Origin of the sequence: Roseofilum sp. SBFL, from assembly GCF_017746885.1 — a bacterium.
Classification (GTDB): domain Bacteria; phylum Cyanobacteriota; class Cyanobacteriia; order Cyanobacteriales; family Desertifilaceae; genus Roseofilum.
This window is the reverse complement of the sequence record NZ_JAGHZH010000184.1, coordinates 89,820-109,411: the sequence shown is the minus strand read 5'-3', so window position 1 is coordinate 109,411 and position 19,592 is coordinate 89,820. Positions and strand designations below refer to the sequence as shown.

At 45.0% G+C, this 19,592-nt stretch carries 15 protein-coding genes; 10 read left to right on the top strand and 5 right to left on the bottom strand.

Features of this window, described 5'->3' with window-relative positions; genetic code table 11:
* Positions 1–144: 144 nt before the first annotated feature.
* The 3 genes from J7545_RS20505 to J7545_RS20495 all read right to left on the bottom strand — a co-directional run bounded on the left by J7545_RS20505 (position 145) and on the right by J7545_RS20495 (position 2,828).
* The gene (locus tag J7545_RS20505; RefSeq protein ID WP_318720071.1) at positions 145–1,818 is read right to left on the bottom strand and encodes an ABC transporter substrate-binding protein; all 1,674 of its coding nucleotides are present in this window, start codon (positions 1,816–1,818) and stop codon (positions 145–147) included.
* Between the two features lie 165 nt (positions 1,819–1,983).
* Complete coding sequence (locus J7545_RS20500) at positions 1,984–2,568, bottom strand: hypothetical protein (RefSeq protein WP_318701562.1); 585 nt, start codon at positions 2,566–2,568, stop codon at positions 1,984–1,986.
* Positions 2,569–2,585: 17 nt separating this feature from the next.
* Entirely contained in the window at positions 2,586–2,828 is a 243-nt protein-coding gene (locus J7545_RS20495; RefSeq protein WP_271940571.1) for a hypothetical protein, read from the bottom strand.
* A 164-nt stretch (positions 2,829–2,992) separates the two neighbouring features.
* Between J7545_RS20495 and clpS the strand changes: the two genes are divergently transcribed.
* The 7 genes from clpS (at position 2,993) to J7545_RS20460 (ending at position 7,948) form a co-directional block, all read left to right on the top strand.
* Positions 2,993–3,319, top strand: coding sequence for an ATP-dependent Clp protease adapter ClpS (clpS, locus tag J7545_RS20490; RefSeq protein WP_318701560.1), 327 nt, complete (start codon positions 2,993–2,995; stop codon positions 3,317–3,319).
* A gap of 94 nt (positions 3,320–3,413) precedes the next feature.
* Positions 3,414–3,674, top strand: coding sequence for a DUF2103 domain-containing protein (locus J7545_RS20485; protein WP_318701558.1), 261 nt, complete (start codon positions 3,414–3,416; stop codon positions 3,672–3,674).
* 148 nt (positions 3,675–3,822) lie between these two features.
* On the top strand, positions 3,823–4,803 hold the full coding sequence (locus J7545_RS20480) for a hypothetical protein (protein ID WP_318701556.1): 981 nt from the start codon (positions 3,823–3,825) through the stop codon (positions 4,801–4,803).
* A gap of 33 nt (positions 4,804–4,836) precedes the next feature.
* On the top strand, positions 4,837–5,916 hold the full coding sequence (locus tag J7545_RS20475) for a hypothetical protein (RefSeq protein WP_318701554.1): 1,080 nt from the start codon (positions 4,837–4,839) through the stop codon (positions 5,914–5,916).
* Positions 5,917–6,151: 235 nt separating this feature from the next.
* On the top strand, positions 6,152–6,730 hold the full coding sequence (locus J7545_RS20470) for a DUF6391 domain-containing protein (RefSeq protein ID WP_318720070.1): 579 nt from the start codon (positions 6,152–6,154) through the stop codon (positions 6,728–6,730).
* A gap of 97 nt (positions 6,731–6,827) precedes the next feature.
* A complete protein-coding gene (locus J7545_RS20465) occupies positions 6,828–7,034 on the top strand; it encodes a photosystem I reaction center subunit IV (RefSeq protein ID WP_271940587.1) in 207 nt (68 codons plus the stop codon).
* Between the two features lie 38 nt (positions 7,035–7,072).
* On the top strand, positions 7,073–7,948 hold the full coding sequence (locus J7545_RS20460; protein WP_318701551.1) for a DNA-formamidopyrimidine glycosylase: 876 nt from the start codon (positions 7,073–7,075) through the stop codon (positions 7,946–7,948).
* An 87-nt stretch (positions 7,949–8,035) separates the two neighbouring features.
* On the opposite strand, the gene J7545_RS20455 is transcribed toward J7545_RS20460, so the two are convergent.
* Complete coding sequence (locus J7545_RS20455; protein WP_318701550.1) at positions 8,036–8,716, bottom strand: Uma2 family endonuclease; 681 nt, start codon at positions 8,714–8,716, stop codon at positions 8,036–8,038.
* A 53-nt stretch (positions 8,717–8,769) separates the two neighbouring features.
* On the bottom strand, positions 8,770–15,981 hold the full coding sequence (locus J7545_RS20450; RefSeq protein WP_318720068.1) for a DUF4157 domain-containing protein: 7,212 nt from the start codon (positions 15,979–15,981) through the stop codon (positions 8,770–8,772).
* A 578-nt stretch (positions 15,982–16,559) separates the two neighbouring features.
* On the opposite strand from J7545_RS20450, the gene radA reads away from it, so the two are divergent.
* From radA to J7545_RS20435, 3 genes are all read left to right on the top strand, one after another.
* Positions 16,560–18,119 carry a DNA repair protein RadA gene (radA, locus tag J7545_RS20445; protein ID WP_318701548.1) on the top strand — a complete coding sequence of 520 codons (1,560 nt, stop codon included), beginning with the start codon at positions 16,560–16,562 and terminating at the stop codon, positions 18,117–18,119.
* 102 nt (positions 18,120–18,221) lie between these two features.
* Positions 18,222–18,944, top strand: coding sequence for a methyltransferase (locus J7545_RS20440; protein WP_318701546.1), 723 nt, complete (start codon positions 18,222–18,224; stop codon positions 18,942–18,944).
* Positions 18,892–19,587, top strand: a complete 696-nt coding sequence (locus J7545_RS20435) for a PLP-dependent cysteine synthase family protein (protein WP_318701545.1) — start codon at positions 18,892–18,894, stop codon at positions 19,585–19,587. Before J7545_RS20440 ends, J7545_RS20435 begins: the two co-directional genes overlap by 53 nt.
* Positions 19,588–19,592 lie beyond the last annotated feature (5 nt).

Here is a 19,592-nt window from a genome sequence, read left to right as displayed (position 1 = left end):
CTATTCCCTATTCCCTATTCCCATTCCCTATTCCCTATTCCCTATTCCCTATTCCCTATTCCCTATTCCCTATTCCCTATTCCCTATTCCCTATTCCCTATTCCCTATTCTCTATTCCCTAGCGCGAAGCGCTATAAATATGCTCTAACTTTCAACTCGCGTAATTTTCCCATAGGGAATGGATTGATTGGCTTCAATAATCACGCCTCCAATGTTTTTCTGGGCGAATATATAATCCTTATCGAACCAGAGGGGAATATAGGGGACTTCTTCGGCTAATCGCTCTTGAATTTCGACTAGGAGCAAGCGACGTTTTTCTGGATCTTGTTCTTGCCGTTGTTGGGCAATTAAGTCATTGACGCGGGGATTATAGTAAAAGGAGCCGTGATATTGACTTGCGCCAGCCTTACAGCCATCGGTTTCTGAGCCTTCAGTACATTCGAGAAAGGGTTGTATATAGTTATCTGGATCGAGGAAATCGGCGTACCAATCGAGCATAAATGTGGGATAAACGCCTTTATCTAGGTTTTGGAATGCGGTGGTGGATTCGACGGAGTTCGGTTGTATATCTAAAAGTCCTTCCAGTTGAGTATCGGCGATCGCCTTCAGGGTACTCGCAATTAATCCCCGTTTGGTGGAGCTGGAGGGATACCAAATCTCCACAACTGCCGGTTTATCGACGGAATAACCGGCTTCAGTTAACCGTTTTTTCGCCAGTTCCACATTACCATCGCCATAAAGAGTTTTAAAAACCGGTTCTGAAGCGGCAAAGGTTTTGGGTATTAAGGTATACGCGGGTTCCGCTTGTCCTTGCAAAACGCGATTGTTAATGGTGGGGCGATCGGTGATGGCTGCTAAGGCTTGGCGAACGGGGAGTTGATTGAGCGGAGCGGATTGAACATTAACAATAATATAGTTCAATGTATTACCTTCGGCGGCAATTTCTTGCCATCCTTCTTTATCCATTTCTTTCTCTAAACTATCAATTTGATTGCTGTCTAATGAGCCGAGACTTACGTCAATCGCTCCAGTACGAAAGGCGTTAAATAAGTTGGCAGGAGAAGAAAAGACTTGAATATCAATGCCTTCATTTTGTGCTACCTCTCCCCAATAGTCAGTAAAGGGTTCTAATCGGAGGACATCGGGAGTAACTTCAGCTACTTTATAAGGACCGGTTCCCACAAAGGTATCGGGCTGAAATTGACCGCTACCGATCTGATAGGATTGGGGTGAAATCGGGCAAAGTCCAGCAAATGCTAGAAGAGAGGTAAAGCCCGCAAAGGGTTGGTTGAGTTTGATGGCGAGTTCATATTCTCCAGTCGCTTCAATGGATTCCACGATATCAGAAAGTAAAAAAGAGGGTCTACCCTGGTTTTCCATAAACCGCTTGAGGGAAAATACCATGGCTTCAGCGTTGAAGGGTGTGCCATCGTGGAACATGATTCCTTGACGCAAGGGAATCGTGTAGGTGAGCCGATCGCCGCTTATAACCGGTAATTCTGTCGCCAACTGTGGTGTTAAGTCCGATGTTCCATCCTGGTAAGTATACAGGCGATCGCCGATATTGTAGAGGACGTTGAGAGCAGGGATTTCATAGGCATCGGCTGGATCGAGGGTACGCAGTTTGAGTGTCGTGCCTAAAATTACTGGTTCATTTTCTCTCTTCGGAGTTTGGGTATTATTCGACTGGGGATTGCAGGCGATCGCCATGAAACAACAAACTAGCGCGATCGCCAAAAATTTACCGAAACCCTGCGATGGTTTTAACCCAGTAAATAGCAACTTCTCTCTTCCTTGCGTGACCATGGCTCTCATCATAATGCGTGTGCTAGAGGAAGGCAATAGTCATTCTCGTAATCGGGAAAACCTCGTTTTACTCTACCGCTTTGGTGGTTGCTGTACAAGATGGCGATTCGGACGATTGTTCACTGCATGCACAGTTTTGTATTTTTGACAACAAAATTTTATATTTTTTACGATACCCTAGTACGAGAAAATGATTAACCGAAAATAAAATAGAAACCACAAAATCACATAAGCACTATTGACTAAAACCATCAGGATTTTACCGAGCCACGATTGGACAAAAGACCAGCAATACACGGTTCCTCCCATCACTAAAAGTATTTCTAGAGCCGAAACCCAAACTCCATAATGGGCAGGATTCCAATAGGAGAAAGGACTAATGAAGCGATGATTGCTGAAGGGGAAGAAATGACGATGGGCATCGTCATGATGGACGGGTAAATCGAGGAGAGAATGACCGATTAAACCGAGAGCAAAGATTTCTAAGGGTTGCCAATTGAGCCAATAGCCGATGAGAAGAAGAATTACTGCTAAGGGGATCGAATGGAAAAGGGCGATCGCCGTTTGCCACCCTTGAGCATAATAAGCTTCTGACCAAATGGTAGCTTCAGGAAGCTTTTGGATCAGTTTTGCCCAACCATAAAATAAGAAAATGGGCACATCTGGCACAATTCCAGACAACAGAATTAAGAGGTTGTACTCTGGAAAATTGGATTTTCCCAAAGCAGTCAAGTTTAAAATGGCATGGCTGGGCGTATTCATAATTGCAAATCAGAATCTTAGCGGATGGAAAATTCTAAAGACCGCACCTTAGAATCTAAAGATCTTACCTTGGATTCTAGCTGACGGACTTGTTGATCGAGCAGACGCAGTTCTTGAGACAATATTTGTACCTCACTAGGACGGATATCTCGATTAAGGGGTTCGGGTGGATCGGACTGTCCGAAACTGGGCAATGAGAGTAGGCCTAAAATAACGGTCATCACGACCAATAAACTGATTAAAAAGGAGGAGGGTTTCATGTGAGAGAATAGGAATAGGGAAGAGTTAGGGGTTAGGGTGGACAAGAGAAGGGATCATCGGATTTACTTCTACAACTCTTGCCCTGGATACCCTATAATTGCTATAATAAAATAGTGCAAGAAATTTTGATCTCTTTTGTCGATCAGTTGGCAAATTAGGGTTTATGCATCCGGTACTTTCGCCTCCGATTCGCAATATGGCAGCCGCTCCTACCCAGGCCCCTGAAAAGTCGGGCCAAGTTATCCGTAAGCCTTATCCGAATTACAAAGTCATTGTCCTTAATGATGATTTCAATACGTTCCAGCATGTTCATGATTGCCTGGTGAAGTATATTCCTGGCATGACAACCGATCTGGCTTGGGAATTAACCAATCAAGTTCACTATGAGGGACAAGCCACGGTTTGGGTTGGCCCCCAAGAGGCGGCTGAACTGTATCATCAACAGTTAAGTCGGGCGGGTTTAACGATGGCTCCCCTGGAAAAGGCTTAAGGGGTGGGGAGCAGCGAGCGTGGGCAAGAAGAAGAAAAAGAAGTCAGAATGCTCTGAGGCGCCATCAAAGTCTACTGAAGCATCGGGTCGCTTGGTGTGGAATCATTCAACTCATTTGGAGGGGTTGATTCCCATTTTGGAGAAGTTGACGACCTATGAAGGCATCTCTACGATTACGCCAGGGGTCATTGGTCGGGTAAAAAGCCATATGCCCCATATGAAGTTAAAGGTTTCGGTTCCCATCCGGGGAGGGTTTAAGCTGATTGCGCGCCAAGGGAAGACGGTGCAAGAGGTGTTTATTGTAACGACTTTATCTCAAGCAGACCTGGAAGAGGCGATCGCCACAATCTTATAGGAACCTGTTCTGAGCCATAAGGTTGCATTCCATAGGATCGAGCCATTCCCAGTGTCCCCAGGTCTATTAAAAAAGGGTTGACTTAAAATTCAATCCTGGTTATAGTGATGGTGTTGATGAAATTATCAAGTCTGTGAGGCCAGAGGTAATGACCCCTACACCATCGAGTAAAAGTCAGTTAATGCAAGCGTTTGAGAAGATTGTCAATGAGAGGAAATCCCCCAATGCGCGGGTAGAAACGAAGGAACAAGAGGCGCAGCGGGAACAGAATCAGCAGGTGTTAGCGAAGGTTTCGAGTTATAGCCGCGATCGCCTGATTACGGGACTCGCCACGCTCCACTTAGATTTAGGCAATACCATTGAGCAGTTAACCGAGAAGTTATCCACAGAAACCGATAAGCTCAAGGAAATCAATCAGGCGATCGCCGTTAAACAGGAACAATTACAAGATCTCAAAAATGTCCGTATCGTTGCCGATGCTCTGCATCTTTTGACTCAAGAACATAACGCTAAACTGAATACGTTTGAGGCTCAAATTACTAGTCAGCAAGAAGCCTTACAAAAGCAACAGGAATCCGTGCGTAAATTCTGGTCAAAAGAGCAACAAGAGTATGAGGGTGTTCTCTCGGAAAAAACTGAACAGATTAACCGCGATCGCCAGCATGAAGAAACCGATTTTCAATATGAATTAGAGCGCTTGCGCCAAATGGAATCAGATGACTATGAAGAGCGCAAACGGCAACTCGAACACGAACTTCGTCAGCGTCAACAACAACTCGATAAAGACTGGCAACAGCGCGAAAAAGTCCTCAACGATCAAGAAGCAGAATACACCGAATCTTGTCAAAAAATTGCCGGTTACGAAGAAGAACTCAAACAAGCTTACACTACAGCTAAAGAAGAAGCCATTCAAGATGCCAACCGTGAAGGCAAAGTCAAGTCCGATCTTTTAGAAAAAGAATGGACAGGTATTCAACAGGGATACGAATTGCAAGTTCAATCCCTAGAAACAACCATTGAACGGCAAACTGAACAAATCACCGCTCTTTCTGAACAACTACAAGCTGCCGTTAATCAAGCTAAAGAACTGGCGATGCGAGCCTTTTCCAGTTCCGGCAGTAATAATTAATTTCTATGTCCCCACGATTGATACATTTTAACCATGGCTAAAAAACCGACAAGTCGCAATACAAAATCAGAAATTCTTGCCTCTTATCAAGAATTACTGCAAGAGAAAAAAGATCTAGAAAACAAAATTGCCCAAACCGCCGAGCCAAAACAAGCACAACCTTTGGTAAAACCAACTCCCGTGATTGAACATCCCAGCGCCCAGAACTCAGTACACCGAGTGACAGAACCTATGAAAAAAGTCTTGCAAGATTTAGAACAAATTCAAGCCACCTTTGGCGGAGCCTTAAATGAGCTTTCCGATCAACTTTTAAAAGAAGCGAGTGAACTCGAAGAGGTTGAGGAACAGGTACATTTAGAACAAGAACAATTGCAACAGTTACATGATTTAGAAGTGGCTGAAACCACCTTAGACGAATTAATTGAACAATATCAAACCCAGGCAAAAACCTTTGAACTCGAATGGGAAGAGCAGCGAGAAACCCTAGAGCAAAGTTTAGCGGAAGCCCAAAAAGCTTGGGACAAAGCACGCCAAACCCATCAACGGGAGATTCAAGAGCGCGATCGCGCCAGTCAGACGCACCAAGACCGGGATGGACAAACCTATGACTATAATTTGCAACTCCAACGCAAGTTGAATACAGAAACCTATCAGCAAACGCGAGAGCAGCTAGAGCAAGAGCTTTTAGAGTTGCGGGAAACCCAAGAGCAAACCTGGCAAGAGCGAGAGAAGGCGATCGCCGAACGGGAAAAAGCCTATACTGAAGCGAAAGCTAAAGTAGAAGCCTTTCCAGAAGAATTACAAGAGAACACCAAACGCGGTAAGGAAAACGGTCGCAATATTGGTCACTATCAAGTCAAAATCAAAGCCGATCTTCGCACTCAAGAAATGGAAAGCCAGAAGAAAATCTATGAGTTGCGCTTACAAGGCTTATCTGAAACCATTCAGAATCAAGAAAACCGGATTCAAAATCTTTCCCAACAATTGGATTCCGCCTTGAAACAGGTACAAGATTTAGCCGTCAAAGCTATTGAAGGAGCCTCAAATGTTAAATCTTCTGAGGCGCTCAAAGAAATTGCCCTGGAACAAGCGAAACAAATGAAAGGGAAATAAGTTTGATGGGGGTGTTTGCCCTCACGATTACAGATTTGGGAGTAGTTTGGGAATTGCACAATTGCGGGTGGATGCAAAGCAATTCCCAATTTTTTGATTTCACACGATATAGCGCTTTGCGCTTCGCGCTAGGGAATAGGGAATGGGGAATGGGGAATGGCTGAGGCGATCGCCTCCTCCCTCTAGCCCAACGCGCTACCATTCTAAATAGATCTTATCTATGCAACCGGTAACCATGACACAAACAGCCTCTTCTTTTGACTTTGTGCCTCAAGCCACTCAAGATCGAGAAATCCTAGAACAATTGGGCTTTTTGCCTGGTGTCAAAGAATTCTTAATGGTGCGCCAAGTTCATGCCTTAGAACATGCAACTGTCTGGGTTTTGACCGAGTTCGATCGCAGGGGCGAACTGTTGGGTGGCATGTCTACAGAACAGGGATTTTACCTGTATGGTAGCGTTAACCCTCAAACCTTACAGCAAGCCGTTTATAGCGCTCTAAACCGTATTACCAGCGGAGAATGGAACCTAGCGGTTCATCCTCGATGCGGAACCAATCTTTCTGTCGCGTTGCTACTCACGGCTGGTTTTACCCTGGGTGTGAATTGGCTGATGCCCAAAGATCCCCTCGGACAATTGCTGGGGGTGGGAGTTGCTGCCATGAGTGCTTCCCAGTTGGCCCCTGATTTAGGGCCGATTGCTCAACGCTACGTGACTACAGCTATTCCCTTTAACCTGGAAATTGTCAGAATTGAGGAGAGTCAAGATATGTGGGGTAAACCCGCCCATTTTGTGCGCGTCCGATGGCAGGATTAGTAACAAAACTTAAAAAACTAAGCGTGCAGATGAGAACCGTTGAGTAGTACCCTGAGAGACAATGCCCGTTAACAAATACTCAAAGGAAACAGTCATCATGGTTAAGCGTGGTTCTAAAGTCCGTATTAAACGCAAAGAGTCCTATTGGTACAACGACGTTGGTACGGTAGCAAGTGTAGACAAAAGCGGGATCAAATACCCCGTTATTGTTCGCTTTGACAAAGTCAACTATACCGGTTTCAGCGGTAGCGCTTCTGGAGTCAATACTAATAACTTTGCAGAAAGCGAACTTGAAGAAGTTTAATCGTTTTGTGGCAAAGCTTATTGGGATGAGCAAGAGTTGTGCCTGAACTACCAGAGGTTGAGACGGTTCGGAAAGGACTCAATCAACTGACGCTAGAGCAGGAGATTGAGGGTGGGGAAGTGTTGTGCGATCGCCGGCCGTCAGGTTGGAGTCACAGCATTGCCCACCCTCCTTCTGTGGATGAGTTTTTGCAGGCGGTGCAAGGAGCGAAGATTAGACAATGGCACCGTCGTGGAAAATATTTGTTAGCAGAGTTGATTGAGGAAGGAACCCCTGCTGGATGGTTGGGGGTACATTTGCGGATGACGGGACAGTTGTTATGGGTTGCTCCTGGGGAACCTCTGGCGAAACATACGAGGGTAAGATTGGAGTTTAGATCCCAGAAAGAGTTGCGTTTTGTCGATCAGCGGCGGTTTGGTCGGGTTTGGTTGGTTCCACCTGATGTGGCTCCAGAGAAGATTATCACGGGATTGGGGAAATTGGGGCCAGAGCCTCTTTCTGAGGGGTTTTCGGTGGAATATTTGCGCTGCACCTTAGAGCGCCGAAAACGACCGATTAAAACGGCTCTTCTGGATCAGAGTTTTATTGCTGGACTGGGTAATATTTATGCGGATGAGGCGTTGTTTCTCTGTGGGGTGCATCCGGAAATGCGCTGTTGCGATCTGTCGGTTTCCCAATGGGAGAGCTTAAAGAGGGCGGTGGTTCAAGTGCTGGAAGATAGCTTGCAAGAGGGGGGGACAACGTTTAGCCATTTTCTGAATGTGCAGGGGGTGAATGGCAATTATGCTGGGGTGGCGTGGGTGTACGGTCGTAGGGGTAAACTATGTCGCCGTTGTGACACGGTAATTGAGCGAGTGAAGTTGGGGGGGCGATCGAGTCATTTTTGTCCCCAATGCCAATCCATTAAAAATTAAAACTTGACCTGCAAACTCGAACAACTGCGATGACTTTACCCATTAAAAATATAGTTTAAAAAATATAGTTTAAGCACAGTCGATCGCTCATTCAGGCTCGCCAATCTGTAGAGATTGAATTTGCTCAGAAAACCAAGACGCAACTTCTCCATTACTGGCTTCTTGTAAACGTCCCAGAGCTTGTTCGAGAAGATCTATGGGTAAACCGGATAAAGCCTGAGATTGATTGCAGTCTTGATATTGATTATTCTCTTGTAACTGAAAGGCAAACACTCGCCGTCCAATAATATCAATGACCCAATATTCACGAATGCCTAAAGAGGCATACAAATGCTTTTTCTCATCTAAATCACTTGATAGAGTCGTATCTGAAATTTCACCCACCAGATCGGGGACTCGCCAGCGATCTAAATTAATATAACGTCTTTCACCAGGATTCCAACTGGGATAATTGTCTCCAAGATAAAGAACTAGATCGGGTGCAGCCGAACTTTGGTTGGATGTTTCTAATAAACAGCCCCCGAAAGAGCTAAATTTTTGTTTTTGGTTTTGACTGAACCAGAGAAAAAAGAGCATGGTAAATAAATCACCGATGCTAGAGTGATTAATTCCTTCTGAACCCATTTCGACTAAGAGTTTCTGTTGATAGTAGTATAACTTGACCGGTTCGGGGCGATCGCGCCAGGCTTCATAGTTTTCCCAAGTAGACAGTTGCCACAATTGTAAGGGAAGTTCGTTTGGGGAAGTATCGCAGATCGGTGCAGCCATAGAATTAAACGTAATTATTTTACGAATTACCTATTGCCTATCATATCTGAAGTTTATTTCTTGTCTTCGGGATCGACACGAACCGTGACAAAGAGGGTTTTAGGATCGCCTCCAGGTTTGATTTGAGTTTTAGCACTCAAGGTTTGTTGGGGGACACCCTCATCGGTTTCTTGCCCAGAGCCTTTCATTTTGGTCGTTTTAGCTTTTTGGGATTTTATGGGTGTAGTGGTCGTTGGGGGTCTCTCTGAGGTCGTTTCTGAAGTCCCCTCTTGAGTCTCTTGAGAGGATTTTTTCTTGGTTTCTGTTTCGTCAGGGGTGGGATCGGGAGCTGGGGTTTCTGTGGGAATATCTGTGGGGGTGTCTTGTTCAGTAACCGTTTCTTGCTGTTGTTTGGGGCCGCTCATTTTAGCCATTTTTTTGAGCATGTCTTCGATTTTTTTCTGGGCAACGGCTCTAGGATTTCCTTGGGCCAAGACTTTATATTCAAAGCTTTGACCAACGGCAGCAAATCCAACGACTTTGACCAGATCGAGGTCAAATTTGAGGGTCACTTCAGCAAGTTTTTTCTGCACCACTTCGGGGCTGGGGTCTTGACGGACAATGGTTTCGATATGTTTGGCAATTAGGGTGCGGGTAAATTCGGGAATTCCAGGTTCCTCGCCTGCTTCAACTGCTTTCATTTTCTGTTTTTTAGCTTTTGTTTTGGTGCGTTTGATTCTCACAAATACTTCTAGACGACCTTTCTTTTTATCGATGTCTTTGTAAACATCAACATCAGTTTTAGTGCGAGATTCATGGAGCTTTATGGCTGTACCTACGGCAACGGCTCCGGCAACGGTGGCTTTTTGTTTGAACTCTGAGGGACTTTCGACTTCGGGAGTTTCTCCAGTGTCAGAAGTTGGGGTTTCTATTTCGGTATCATCGCCACCGCCATCATCGTCTTTCTTGTTTTTTTTGCGCTGGATAAGGGTGAGGTTGTCCCCAAGGCTGAAGAGGGGTTTGGGGGGCGGCCCGTCTCCTTGGCGCTGCACGAGGCGGTCAGGGAAGAAGGGGGTGCGCTGGACTTGGGGTTTGTTGCCGGACTGTTGAACGACGTGGGTGAGTTCGTGGGCGAGTAAATGACCTCCAGAGGGGGTATCTGGACGATAAGTGTGTTTACGGAAGTAGATGTCTTTTCCGGTGGTGAAGGCTTGGGCGTTGAGGGAGCGACTGAGCCGATCGCCTTCACTATTGCGGTGAATTCTCACGCCACTAAAGTCTACCCCAAAAGCGTGTTCCATGGGTTGGCGCACCGGTTCGCTTAGGGGTTCGCCTTTTCCTTGCGATCGCTGAATAGCCTGTTCCAAATTCCCCTGAATGGGCGCATTGAGGAGTTTTCCGGGGGCAGCTTTGCGACTCGCTTCTGTTTCTTCCTTGGGCACAAGGGCGACGATTTCATACTCAACCTCACGGGCGAGGCGATCGAAAATCCCCGTTTTATTATTCAACTCAATTGAAGTTAAATCATACTGTTGTTTCAACTTCGGTAAAACTGGCCTGATTTTGTCCGGGTCTTTATCTTTACGGGCCCTTTTCTCCAAGTCCCGACCCAAATTGGGTAAAACATCCGATTCATCCATCAATTTGGCTTTGAGAACAAACTCATTGCTGACCGAATCATCTTCCACAATCAGCTTATTTTTCTTATCTTTCCACTTATCGGTCTTCCGTTGCACTGTACCACTGCTTGTGCTAGTCTTAGAAATTTTCTCTTTCTTGATCGTTCCAACTACCTTATACTCATTCCAATCAAAGAACCCTTGTTTGAGTTTGAGACTACCAACCGTGGCAAACTCTTTACCTTGTTCTATCGATTGTTCGAGTCCGCCTAGCCCTTGTTTGACTTCCTTGGGATTGCGTTCCGTTTTAATCAACCGTTCGCCGCTGGTTTCTCCCTCGGAAACCATTTCCTTGACTTCATCTTTTTGCTGTTCTAGTTTGCGCTTATATTCTGCTTCTTGGCGCTTGCGTTCCCGGTCTTCTTCTGTTTCTTCCTTGTCGCTCTTAAACGCACTTTTGACTTTCTCTTTAGTCGATTCATACTTCTCTTTTACCTTAGCTTTGACTGACTCATACTTCTCTTTCACCTTAGCTTTAGCCGCTTCGTATTTTTCTTTCGCTTTAGCTTTTAACTCATCAATTTTTTTCTTGATGGGAGCAACCACAGCTTGGAATAGCTTCTCTAGTTTTCTGCGGAAAAATCCGGTAATTTTCTCTAGAATACCACGAATCTTGTTAACAATACCTCCCAGACCAATCAAACTCGCCATGAATCCCAAGGCAATGGGAATAATCCGAGCCAGAGCCATTTCCACCGACAGCGAGAAGGTTGCGGTGTCTCCATTGGCGATCGCCGTCATTCCCGCAAAAATCGTTTTAATTAACTCAACCACCTGTTCATAGTTCTGGGCAAACCAAATAATTACATCGACGATCGCTTTAATGATTTTCACAATTCCGGCTGCTGGATTCAAAATCCCAATCAACCAGGTTGTTGCCGCTTTAATCACTTCAATGCTTGCCATAATGGTGAGTTCTTTGATGAACTCCATTTTCATCTCATTAAAGATATCAATCAGGAATGACCAGGCTTTGCCAATACCATCTTTGACCAAGGTATAAAACAACTGAACAACCATGCCCACTTTTTCATCTAAACCGGCAATTATTCCCTCAATATCGGCTCCTTCGATCGCGCTCCGAATTGCACCAATCAGGTCGCTGCCAAAAACTCCAGATGCTACATCAAAAATGGAGTCAACGGTCAGACCCATGATCTGCATGAAGATTTGGAAAAAGCCTTGAATATCAAATTTTTTCGGGAGTGTAATGGGGCCAAGATTACCAAATAGCCACTCAACCATCCCATTGATGAAGTGTTTGGGGAAATTCTTCGCGAAATTGAGAAAACCATCTTTGAGTCCGGTGAATAGATTTTTCATGAATCCGCCGGGATCTTCAATAATGGCATCTAAAATTGAGGTATCAATGCCAAACTTAGATAACACCCACTTTATGGGAGTCAATAGGGCTTTGATAATGGCGATAATTAAATCCCCAATAAAAGAGAGGGCTTTCTTGACTAATCCTTCATTTGCCGCTTTGAGTGCTTCAATGCGGTCATCAATTTCTTGCAGACCTTGCTTGTAGTTCTCGGTGATATCATTAATTAAGTTGTCTTGATAGGCTTTAACGTTATTTTCTAAACCATCAAATTGTCCTTGAATATTTGCGATCGCACCTTCGGCCAGTTGCTTTTCTTCTGGTCCTAACTCATCCACGGCTGCCTGAAATTGCGCTTTCCCTTCATCAATGGCAGCTTTTGCTTCGATCATTTTCTGCTCCACAAAGGGAGCAATGGGTTGGAGTTTGGCATACAACCCTTTGGTTATTTTCAGGACACTTTTAACTTCCTTGGTTTTTACGGCTGGAGGATAGTTCGCTGTGCCACCAATCGATTGTCTTAGGAAGCTGACATAGACTTCTCTGGCATCGCTATAGATCTGGTTAACTTCGTCAGGAAGACCGGTAAACAGTTTTTCTTTTGCCCACAGAAAAATATTAAAAATCTTGAATTTTTTCCAGAAGATTTTAATTTTAATGCCGTGGCGATGATAGTAATAATTTTTTTTCCATTTTTTGAAAGCAGCTTTTTGCACCATTTCAAAGGCTCGACGGGCTAACTTTAAGCCCATGTCCATGCGATGTTGGACTCCGGCATCCATTTCCGCCAGGATACCATTGACTCTGGCCTGGGATTCTTCGTAAATCTTATTCAGTTTGGCGGTAATTTTGAGGCGAGCTGCTTCATTTGCACCCTTGGTTTCTTGTTTTTTGGTGGTCATATCCACCATGGTTTGGGTGCGAACCCCTTTTTGTTGCTCTTTTGTCTGTTGGGCTTTTTCCTGGTTCTGGGTTTTGGTTTGGGAAATGGTTCCTTCTTCCTGTTGCCGGAACTCTTTCGGGCCTTTTTCGCTAAAGTCCCTAGACTCTTTCAAGCTATCGATCGCCTTATCGCCGCCCATATCCCCGAAGGTTTCCATGTTCTCGGTGGTCAGGGTAATCTCTTTGTTGGGTTGCTCGATAGTTTGGGGTTCAACGGAATTTTTGCGCTGGATGATCCACTGGGGCGATCGCTGGATCATCTCCGCTAACGATTTTGCCCGCATCACATGGGGATCGACGGTTCGCTCTAGTTTCGCCGGCTTTAACTTATTTCGTTTTGGCTCAAGTTCCGGCTGCACTTTCGGCTGCGGATCGGTCTGGCGATCGCCCATTTGCATCACCCGATCCGCCATCGAGTCCGCTTCCTTCTCGTACTTATCCTGGGGTCCTCCAACGATCAACTTCGGTTGAATCGGGCCAAAGGTATCTTCTAAATTCTCCGTTTGTTCCTTCAACGGCTCTTCAACATCCTTGTTAGAAGTCTTTGGCGGAACGGCGAGTTCTGGATTCACCGGCGGCTCATCAACCGCTATCTTGCCCTCTACAGGTGGCATTTCCTTGACGATTTTGGGCGTTTCCACCGTAGGATCGGGGGGCACTTGGGTAGACTCCGGCATCCCTCCTCCCGCTTTTTTGGTCGCCCCTCCTACCTCATCTTTAACGGTTCCTTCAACTTCCGATCCGACTCCACCCCCACTTTCAACATCTTTCATCTTCTTGGGTTCTTCAATACCCAATGCTGCTAAAAGTTTTTGCACAAAGGCTTCGCGATCGAACGTTTCCGGGTCTAAACTTGATGAAGTGTCCGTTTTCTTCCCCTTCGCATCCCGGTCTTGTTTATTTGGGTCAACCACCGATTCCTGAGTTTCCACCACTTCCTTTTGGGGATCGTCATGGCTGGAGAACTGTTCGCCCTGTTGTTCAATTTGTTGCTTAACGGCATTAAAGGCCGGATTTTGCATCGGGTCGCTAAAATCCCCCTGATCCGAAGAAACCTGGGGCACCATAATCGGCATCGGAGGCCCTTTCGGAGGAGTTTGCAGGCCCTGTTCTAGTTCATCTTTAATATCGGGTGGGGTTAATTCGCTCTCATCGGTTGGCGCAGGGACATCTTGTTGTTGATTTTCCTTGTCCTCCCCTTCCTTTTTTCCCTCTTCCTTGCCTTGCTTGTCTTTCTTGCCTTTCTCTCCCTCTTTTTCTGTCTTTTCTGCCCTCTTAGCTAGTTTTTCCCGTTCATTTTCATCCATGTCTTCTTCAGTGATCTCAGTCTTCTGCTCCACTGGCGTTGTACTGGTATCTTTGTTTTCGGTTTCATCTTCCGTGTCCCGATCGTCTGCTTTCTGAACATCCGGCTGAGTTTTCACACTGGGGCCCGTTTGTTGAATGGTGTGGGTGAGTTCATGGGCGAGTAAATGTTTGCCACCGGTAGAACCGGGGTTATATTGTCCCGAATTAAAATAGATATCTTTCTTGTGGGTAAAGGCTTTGGCTCCTAGATCTTTGTTCATTTGCACCGCATCGCTGTCGGTATGCACCCGAACCCCACTAAAGTCATTGTTAAAGCGAGATTCCATGAAGCCTTTGGTCTCTGTGGGTAAGGAGGAGCCGCCCCCTTCTTTACTCTTAATTTTGCTTTCTATGCCACTACTGGCCTGAAATGACCCATCACTATCAGCTTGCACAGTAGCGGGTGCATCATTGATTTCTACAGGGGATTCAATGACTGGGTTAGGTTCGGGTTTGAGGGTAATATTAACGTTCTGTTCATCGGTATTTACTTGTGGGAAGTGAGCCTCTGGAGGTGGCGCGGAAGACTCTTCTGCCTCCTCTTCTCGCTTCAAGGTAATATTAACGTTCTGTTCATCGGTATTCACTTGTGGAAATTCCGCCATTGGGGGTTGAGCGGGAGACTCTTCTGCCTCCTCTTCCCGCTTCAGAGTGATATTAACGTTCTGTTCGTCTTCGCTTTCTTCTTGGTTACCTAATATGGCTGCATAGGGTATGGCTTTGGTGCGACGACGGTTGGGGCGACCATTGACCCGTTGCAGGGTTTCCGGGGAAGACTGTAGGGTGGTGTTATCGGGTTGTTGTTCGGGTTCTTCGTCTCGCTGTACTGGAGTAGAAGCATTCATGACTCGATCGGCCATGAGATCGGCTTCTTGTTCGTAGCGATCGCCTGGCGCACCGACTACCAATTCAGGTTGGATCTTAATGCTCTTTCCTGGTGTTCGTTGAATTCTGGCTGCCAAGGGTTTTAAGTTAACATCTATACCACTATATTCTTCTTTCGGTTGTAAGTTAGTTGTAGTCGTGAGGGGTTTTAGGTTAACATCAATTCCTTTCTCCTCACTCTCTGGTTTCTGTTGAATGGATTTGGGCAGAGGTTTCAGGTTAACATCGATACCACTGTACTCTGGTTTCGGTTGCACATTACTATCTATGGGTTTGAGGTTAACATCAATACCACTCATGGATGCTTTACGCTGAATCTGACCGTCTAAAGACTTCAAATTCACCTCAATTCCCTTCGCTGCTTGTTTTCGTTGAACCTTTTGGGCTAAGGGTTTACGTTTAATCGAATTCTCGGTTTCTGAAGGGATTTTATGCGATTTAGCCGTTTTTTGATCGACTTTTTTGGGCTTGAGTTTCGCACCTTTTTGCTGAATAGTATGGGTCAATTCGTGGGCTAAAAGCCGTTTTCCGCTCGTTGAACCCGGGTTATATTGCCCAGAATTAAAGTAAATATTATGACCATGAGTAAAGGCTTTAGCTTGCAAGTCTTGGCTTAACTGAACCGCATTACTATCGGTATGGATTCGCACTTGGCTAAAATCATTGCCAAAGCGATCTTCCATAAACGATCGCGTCCTATTCGTTAAGGGTTGTCCTTTTCCCTGTTTGGCTTGAATCCGTTTTTCTACTGTTTGACTGGTCTCGAATGTTCCATCTTGCCGCAATCTATGTCGGTCTTCATCCTCGGTTTGAGATGGCAACAAAGCCGGATTAATTTTTCGGGGAGCTACATCAATTTGACTAAATTGATACCCTAGGGAAGATGGGGTGGGGCGATCGCCTGTTCCCTGATCGTTTAGCACTGTACCCTTCCCCTGCTCATTAGGAGGCGGCTCGCTCATCGCCGTCATTTGTACAGTCGCACTCTCAGTATCGGTTTCTAGTAAGGGAATATGCTCAGTAAAGGGTTTCGGTGTAGGGAGAGCATTTTTGGCCGGAACTGCGGGAGTGGGAGTGACCGGAACTTGGGTTTTGGTTTTAGTTGCCATAGCTGACGATCTCGCTTGTGGCCCCAGAAAGGAGAGAGTTGAGTCCTATGTTAACATAGCGATCGAGTTGGATGCCAATTCGTTGAGATTGTTTAGATTTTCTCGGATCAATTCTCCAAGAGTCGAATCTGTTGCCGAAATTCCCGTAAGGTAGGACTTCGTCCTATCTCATGATTTCTTTGCAATCCCTCTTTTACCCAATCTACTATTGGAAATTCTGGAAAAATTTCACTCTGTTTAATCGGTTTATATTCCCCATCTTCTAGGACATACATTTTCAGTAGTATGGTGACTGTAAGCAATGCGACTGGTACGTTTTTCTCCCAGTTCAATTAAAAACTGCTCAAATTCTTCCCAGTTTAGGTCATGAATGAGGAGTCTTTGACCCGGGGGAATATCGAGTTGTTGGAGCTGGAGAGTTAGAGGCAGAGGAATCGGTTTGCAGTCAAAAATCTGAATTATATTGTAACATCAAGTCCCGATCTGCTCTGACTGTTCTGAGGGAGTATTTTCTTGCTCTGATGAGGGATAAGGACAAGATCTGCCATAATGCAAACAAGAAGAGTAAAATCACAGTTATGGCCAAGTCTCGAACCCTCTACATTTGCAATCAATGTGGGGCAGAATTTTCGCAATGGTTCGGTAAATGCTCTGCTTGCAACAGTTGGGATTCTCTGATTGAACAGGTGAGCGGCCCGGTGACCACCAATAACCGTTTGGGGTTACTCAATCAGGAGTGGCGAAAGGATGGGGGGCGATCGCCGACCCAGAGCGGTCAGCCTCGTGCTGCCATTACCTTGGATGCCATTTCTGACCAAGCAGTTTTACGCATGGATTCGGGATATTCAGAGTTAGATCGGGTACTCGGTGGTGGAATTGTCCAGGGGTCTTTGGTACTCATTGGTGGAGAACCGGGGATTGGGAAATCGACGCTGCTGTTGCAAATGGCCAATCAACTCTCCCAAAATCATGCAGTATTATATGTGTCTGCGGAAGAGTCGGGGCAACAGGTGAAATTAAGGGCAGCGCGGTTAGGAGTGGGAGAGGAAGAGGAAGAAGAGGAGAAACCGAAACTTAAGCATGGATTTGATGCCGTCATCGAACCGAAACCGAAGAGCAAAAAAGGGGAAAAGTCCGAGGAAGCTCCATCGAAGTTTTTTCTGTTACCCGAAACCGATTTAGAGGAAATTTTACGGGAGTTGGAAGCGCTGAAACCCCGTTTAGCGGTGATTGATAGTATTCAAACCATTTATTTTCCGTCTTTGTCTTCTGCTCCGGGTTCCGTTGCTCAGGTGCGCGAGTGTACTTCGGCACTGATGCAGGTGGCGAAACGGGAAAATATTACCTTATTTATTGTCGGTCATGTGACGAAAGATGGCTCTTTGGCGGGACCGAGGGTTTTGGAGCATTTGGTGGATACGGTATTGTATTTTGAGGGCGATCGCTTTGCCTCCCATCGGTTGTTGCGATCGATGAAAAATCGCTTTGGCGCGACCCATGAAATTGGCGTGTTTGAAATGGTCGCTCAAGGGTTGGCAGAAGTACCGAATCCCTCGGAGTTGTTTTTGGGCAATCGGGACGAAAAGGTGTCGGGAACTTGTACCATTGTCGCCTGCGAGGGGACGCGTCCGATTGTGGTGGAGTTGCAAGCGCTGGTGAGTCCGACAAGCTACGGTTCTCCTCGTCGCGCGACGACTGGGGTAGACAATAATCGCTTGTTGCAGATTTTGGCGGTGTTGGAAAAGCGGGTGGGTATTCCGTTATCCAAACTCGATACTTATGTGGCTTCTGCGGGGGGGTTAGGGGTAGAGGAACCCGCCGCAGATTTGGGGATTGCGGTGTCTGTGGTGGCTTCATTCCGCGATCGCCTCGTCGATCCGCGCACGGTGATTATTGGCGAAGTAGGGTTGGGGGGACAAGTGCGGGCAGTATCGCAATTAGAACTGAGATTAAAGGAAGCGGCGAAGCTCGGCTTTAAACGGGCGATCGTTCCCAAAGGTCAATCTTTACCGGATTTAGGCTTAACCATTCTCCCCGTTGGACGGGTTTTGGATGCGATCGTCTCTGCCATTCCCGTACAACCTCCCTCCGAAGGTTCCCCAGAGTCCGAGTTGGAATTGGACGAATTAGACCTTTAGATTTTATTGATACTTTTTTTTGGTATTAATTCGCAAGACAGTTGAAAAATGGAAATGATATGATATTCTAAGATGAAATAAAAAAACATAAATCAGTCATTAATGAATCAAAAATCAATCTATTTAATTGAAAATATAAACTTAGCTAGTAGTAATGGAATTGCTGCCAAAACCCCTTTTAGTCAAGCAATGTGTGAAGGTATAGATCTTCAACACTACCACTGTCTGCTAGATGTGGGATGTGGAAGTGGTATTATCGGGATCTATAGTCTCTTAAATCGCCTTCCATTTGTCTATTTTAACGACATTCAGCCAGAAGCCATTGGCTTGACACAGTATAACCTCAAGAAAGAGGGGATTTCCTCAGATCAATATCAGATAATTCAGGGGGCTTTTGACTCAATCGATCTATCAAAATACCCCATTGACTTAATTACATTTAATCCCCCTCAGCTACCAACAGATTGGGTGAATATCAATATCTTTAAAGAAGAATGTGAGAAAAAATTTAGAGATGGAGGCAAAGATGGAAAAGCAGTAATAAATCGTTTTTTTCAATGGCTATCAGGACAAAATACTCAGAATATTAGCATTCAGTTAGGAGTTTCTTCAGTCTTAGCGATCGACTCTTTTTTGAAAAGTATAGAGCAACACTTTGGTTTTTCAGGAGCCAAAAAACATGAAAAAACAGTTCCTGTACGTCAAATATTGTATCCTATAGTTACAGCAATGTCACAAGATGAAAAAAATGCTAGAGATATAACATTTCAAGATGATGCTTTTTACAAAAAAATATACATTTTGGAATTCAACTCCAAACGCTGATTTTTTAAACTCGGAAGGACATGATTATATGGAATATGCCCATCAGTTAGCCTGCAAACATAACTATTTTAAAGTCGATCAATATAATAATCCTAACAACCCAGAAACTTATTATAAAACATTAGTCCCTGAAATTTGGGAGCAAACTAATGGTAGAATTACTCATTTTGTAATGACTGGATCGACCTTTGGTTGTATCACGGGTACAGCCAAGTTTCTAAAAGAACAAAATCATCAAATTAAAGTGATTCTAGCCGATCCTTTACATTCCAATATTTATGAGTATTATTATCATGGATATTGTCAAGATAAATCTGATTATATTGTAAATAAAAATCAGCCCTATATTATAGAGGGAGCAGGTAAATATAAGCCAACAAAATGCTTGGATTTTTCTCTGATTGATGAAGTTATTCAAGTCTCCGATGAACAAGCAATTTCTATGTGTCATAAATTACTGCAAACTGAAGGAATTCTTGTTGGTGGGAGTAGCGGATTAAACATTTTTGCGAGTAAATGCATAGCTGAACAACTCGATGAGGAATCTGTAGTCGTTACAATTTTGTGTGATAGTGGTATTAAATATTTATCAAAAATATACAATCCTGAATTCTTAAGAGAAAGTCAAATTATTTTGGGGTAGACTGA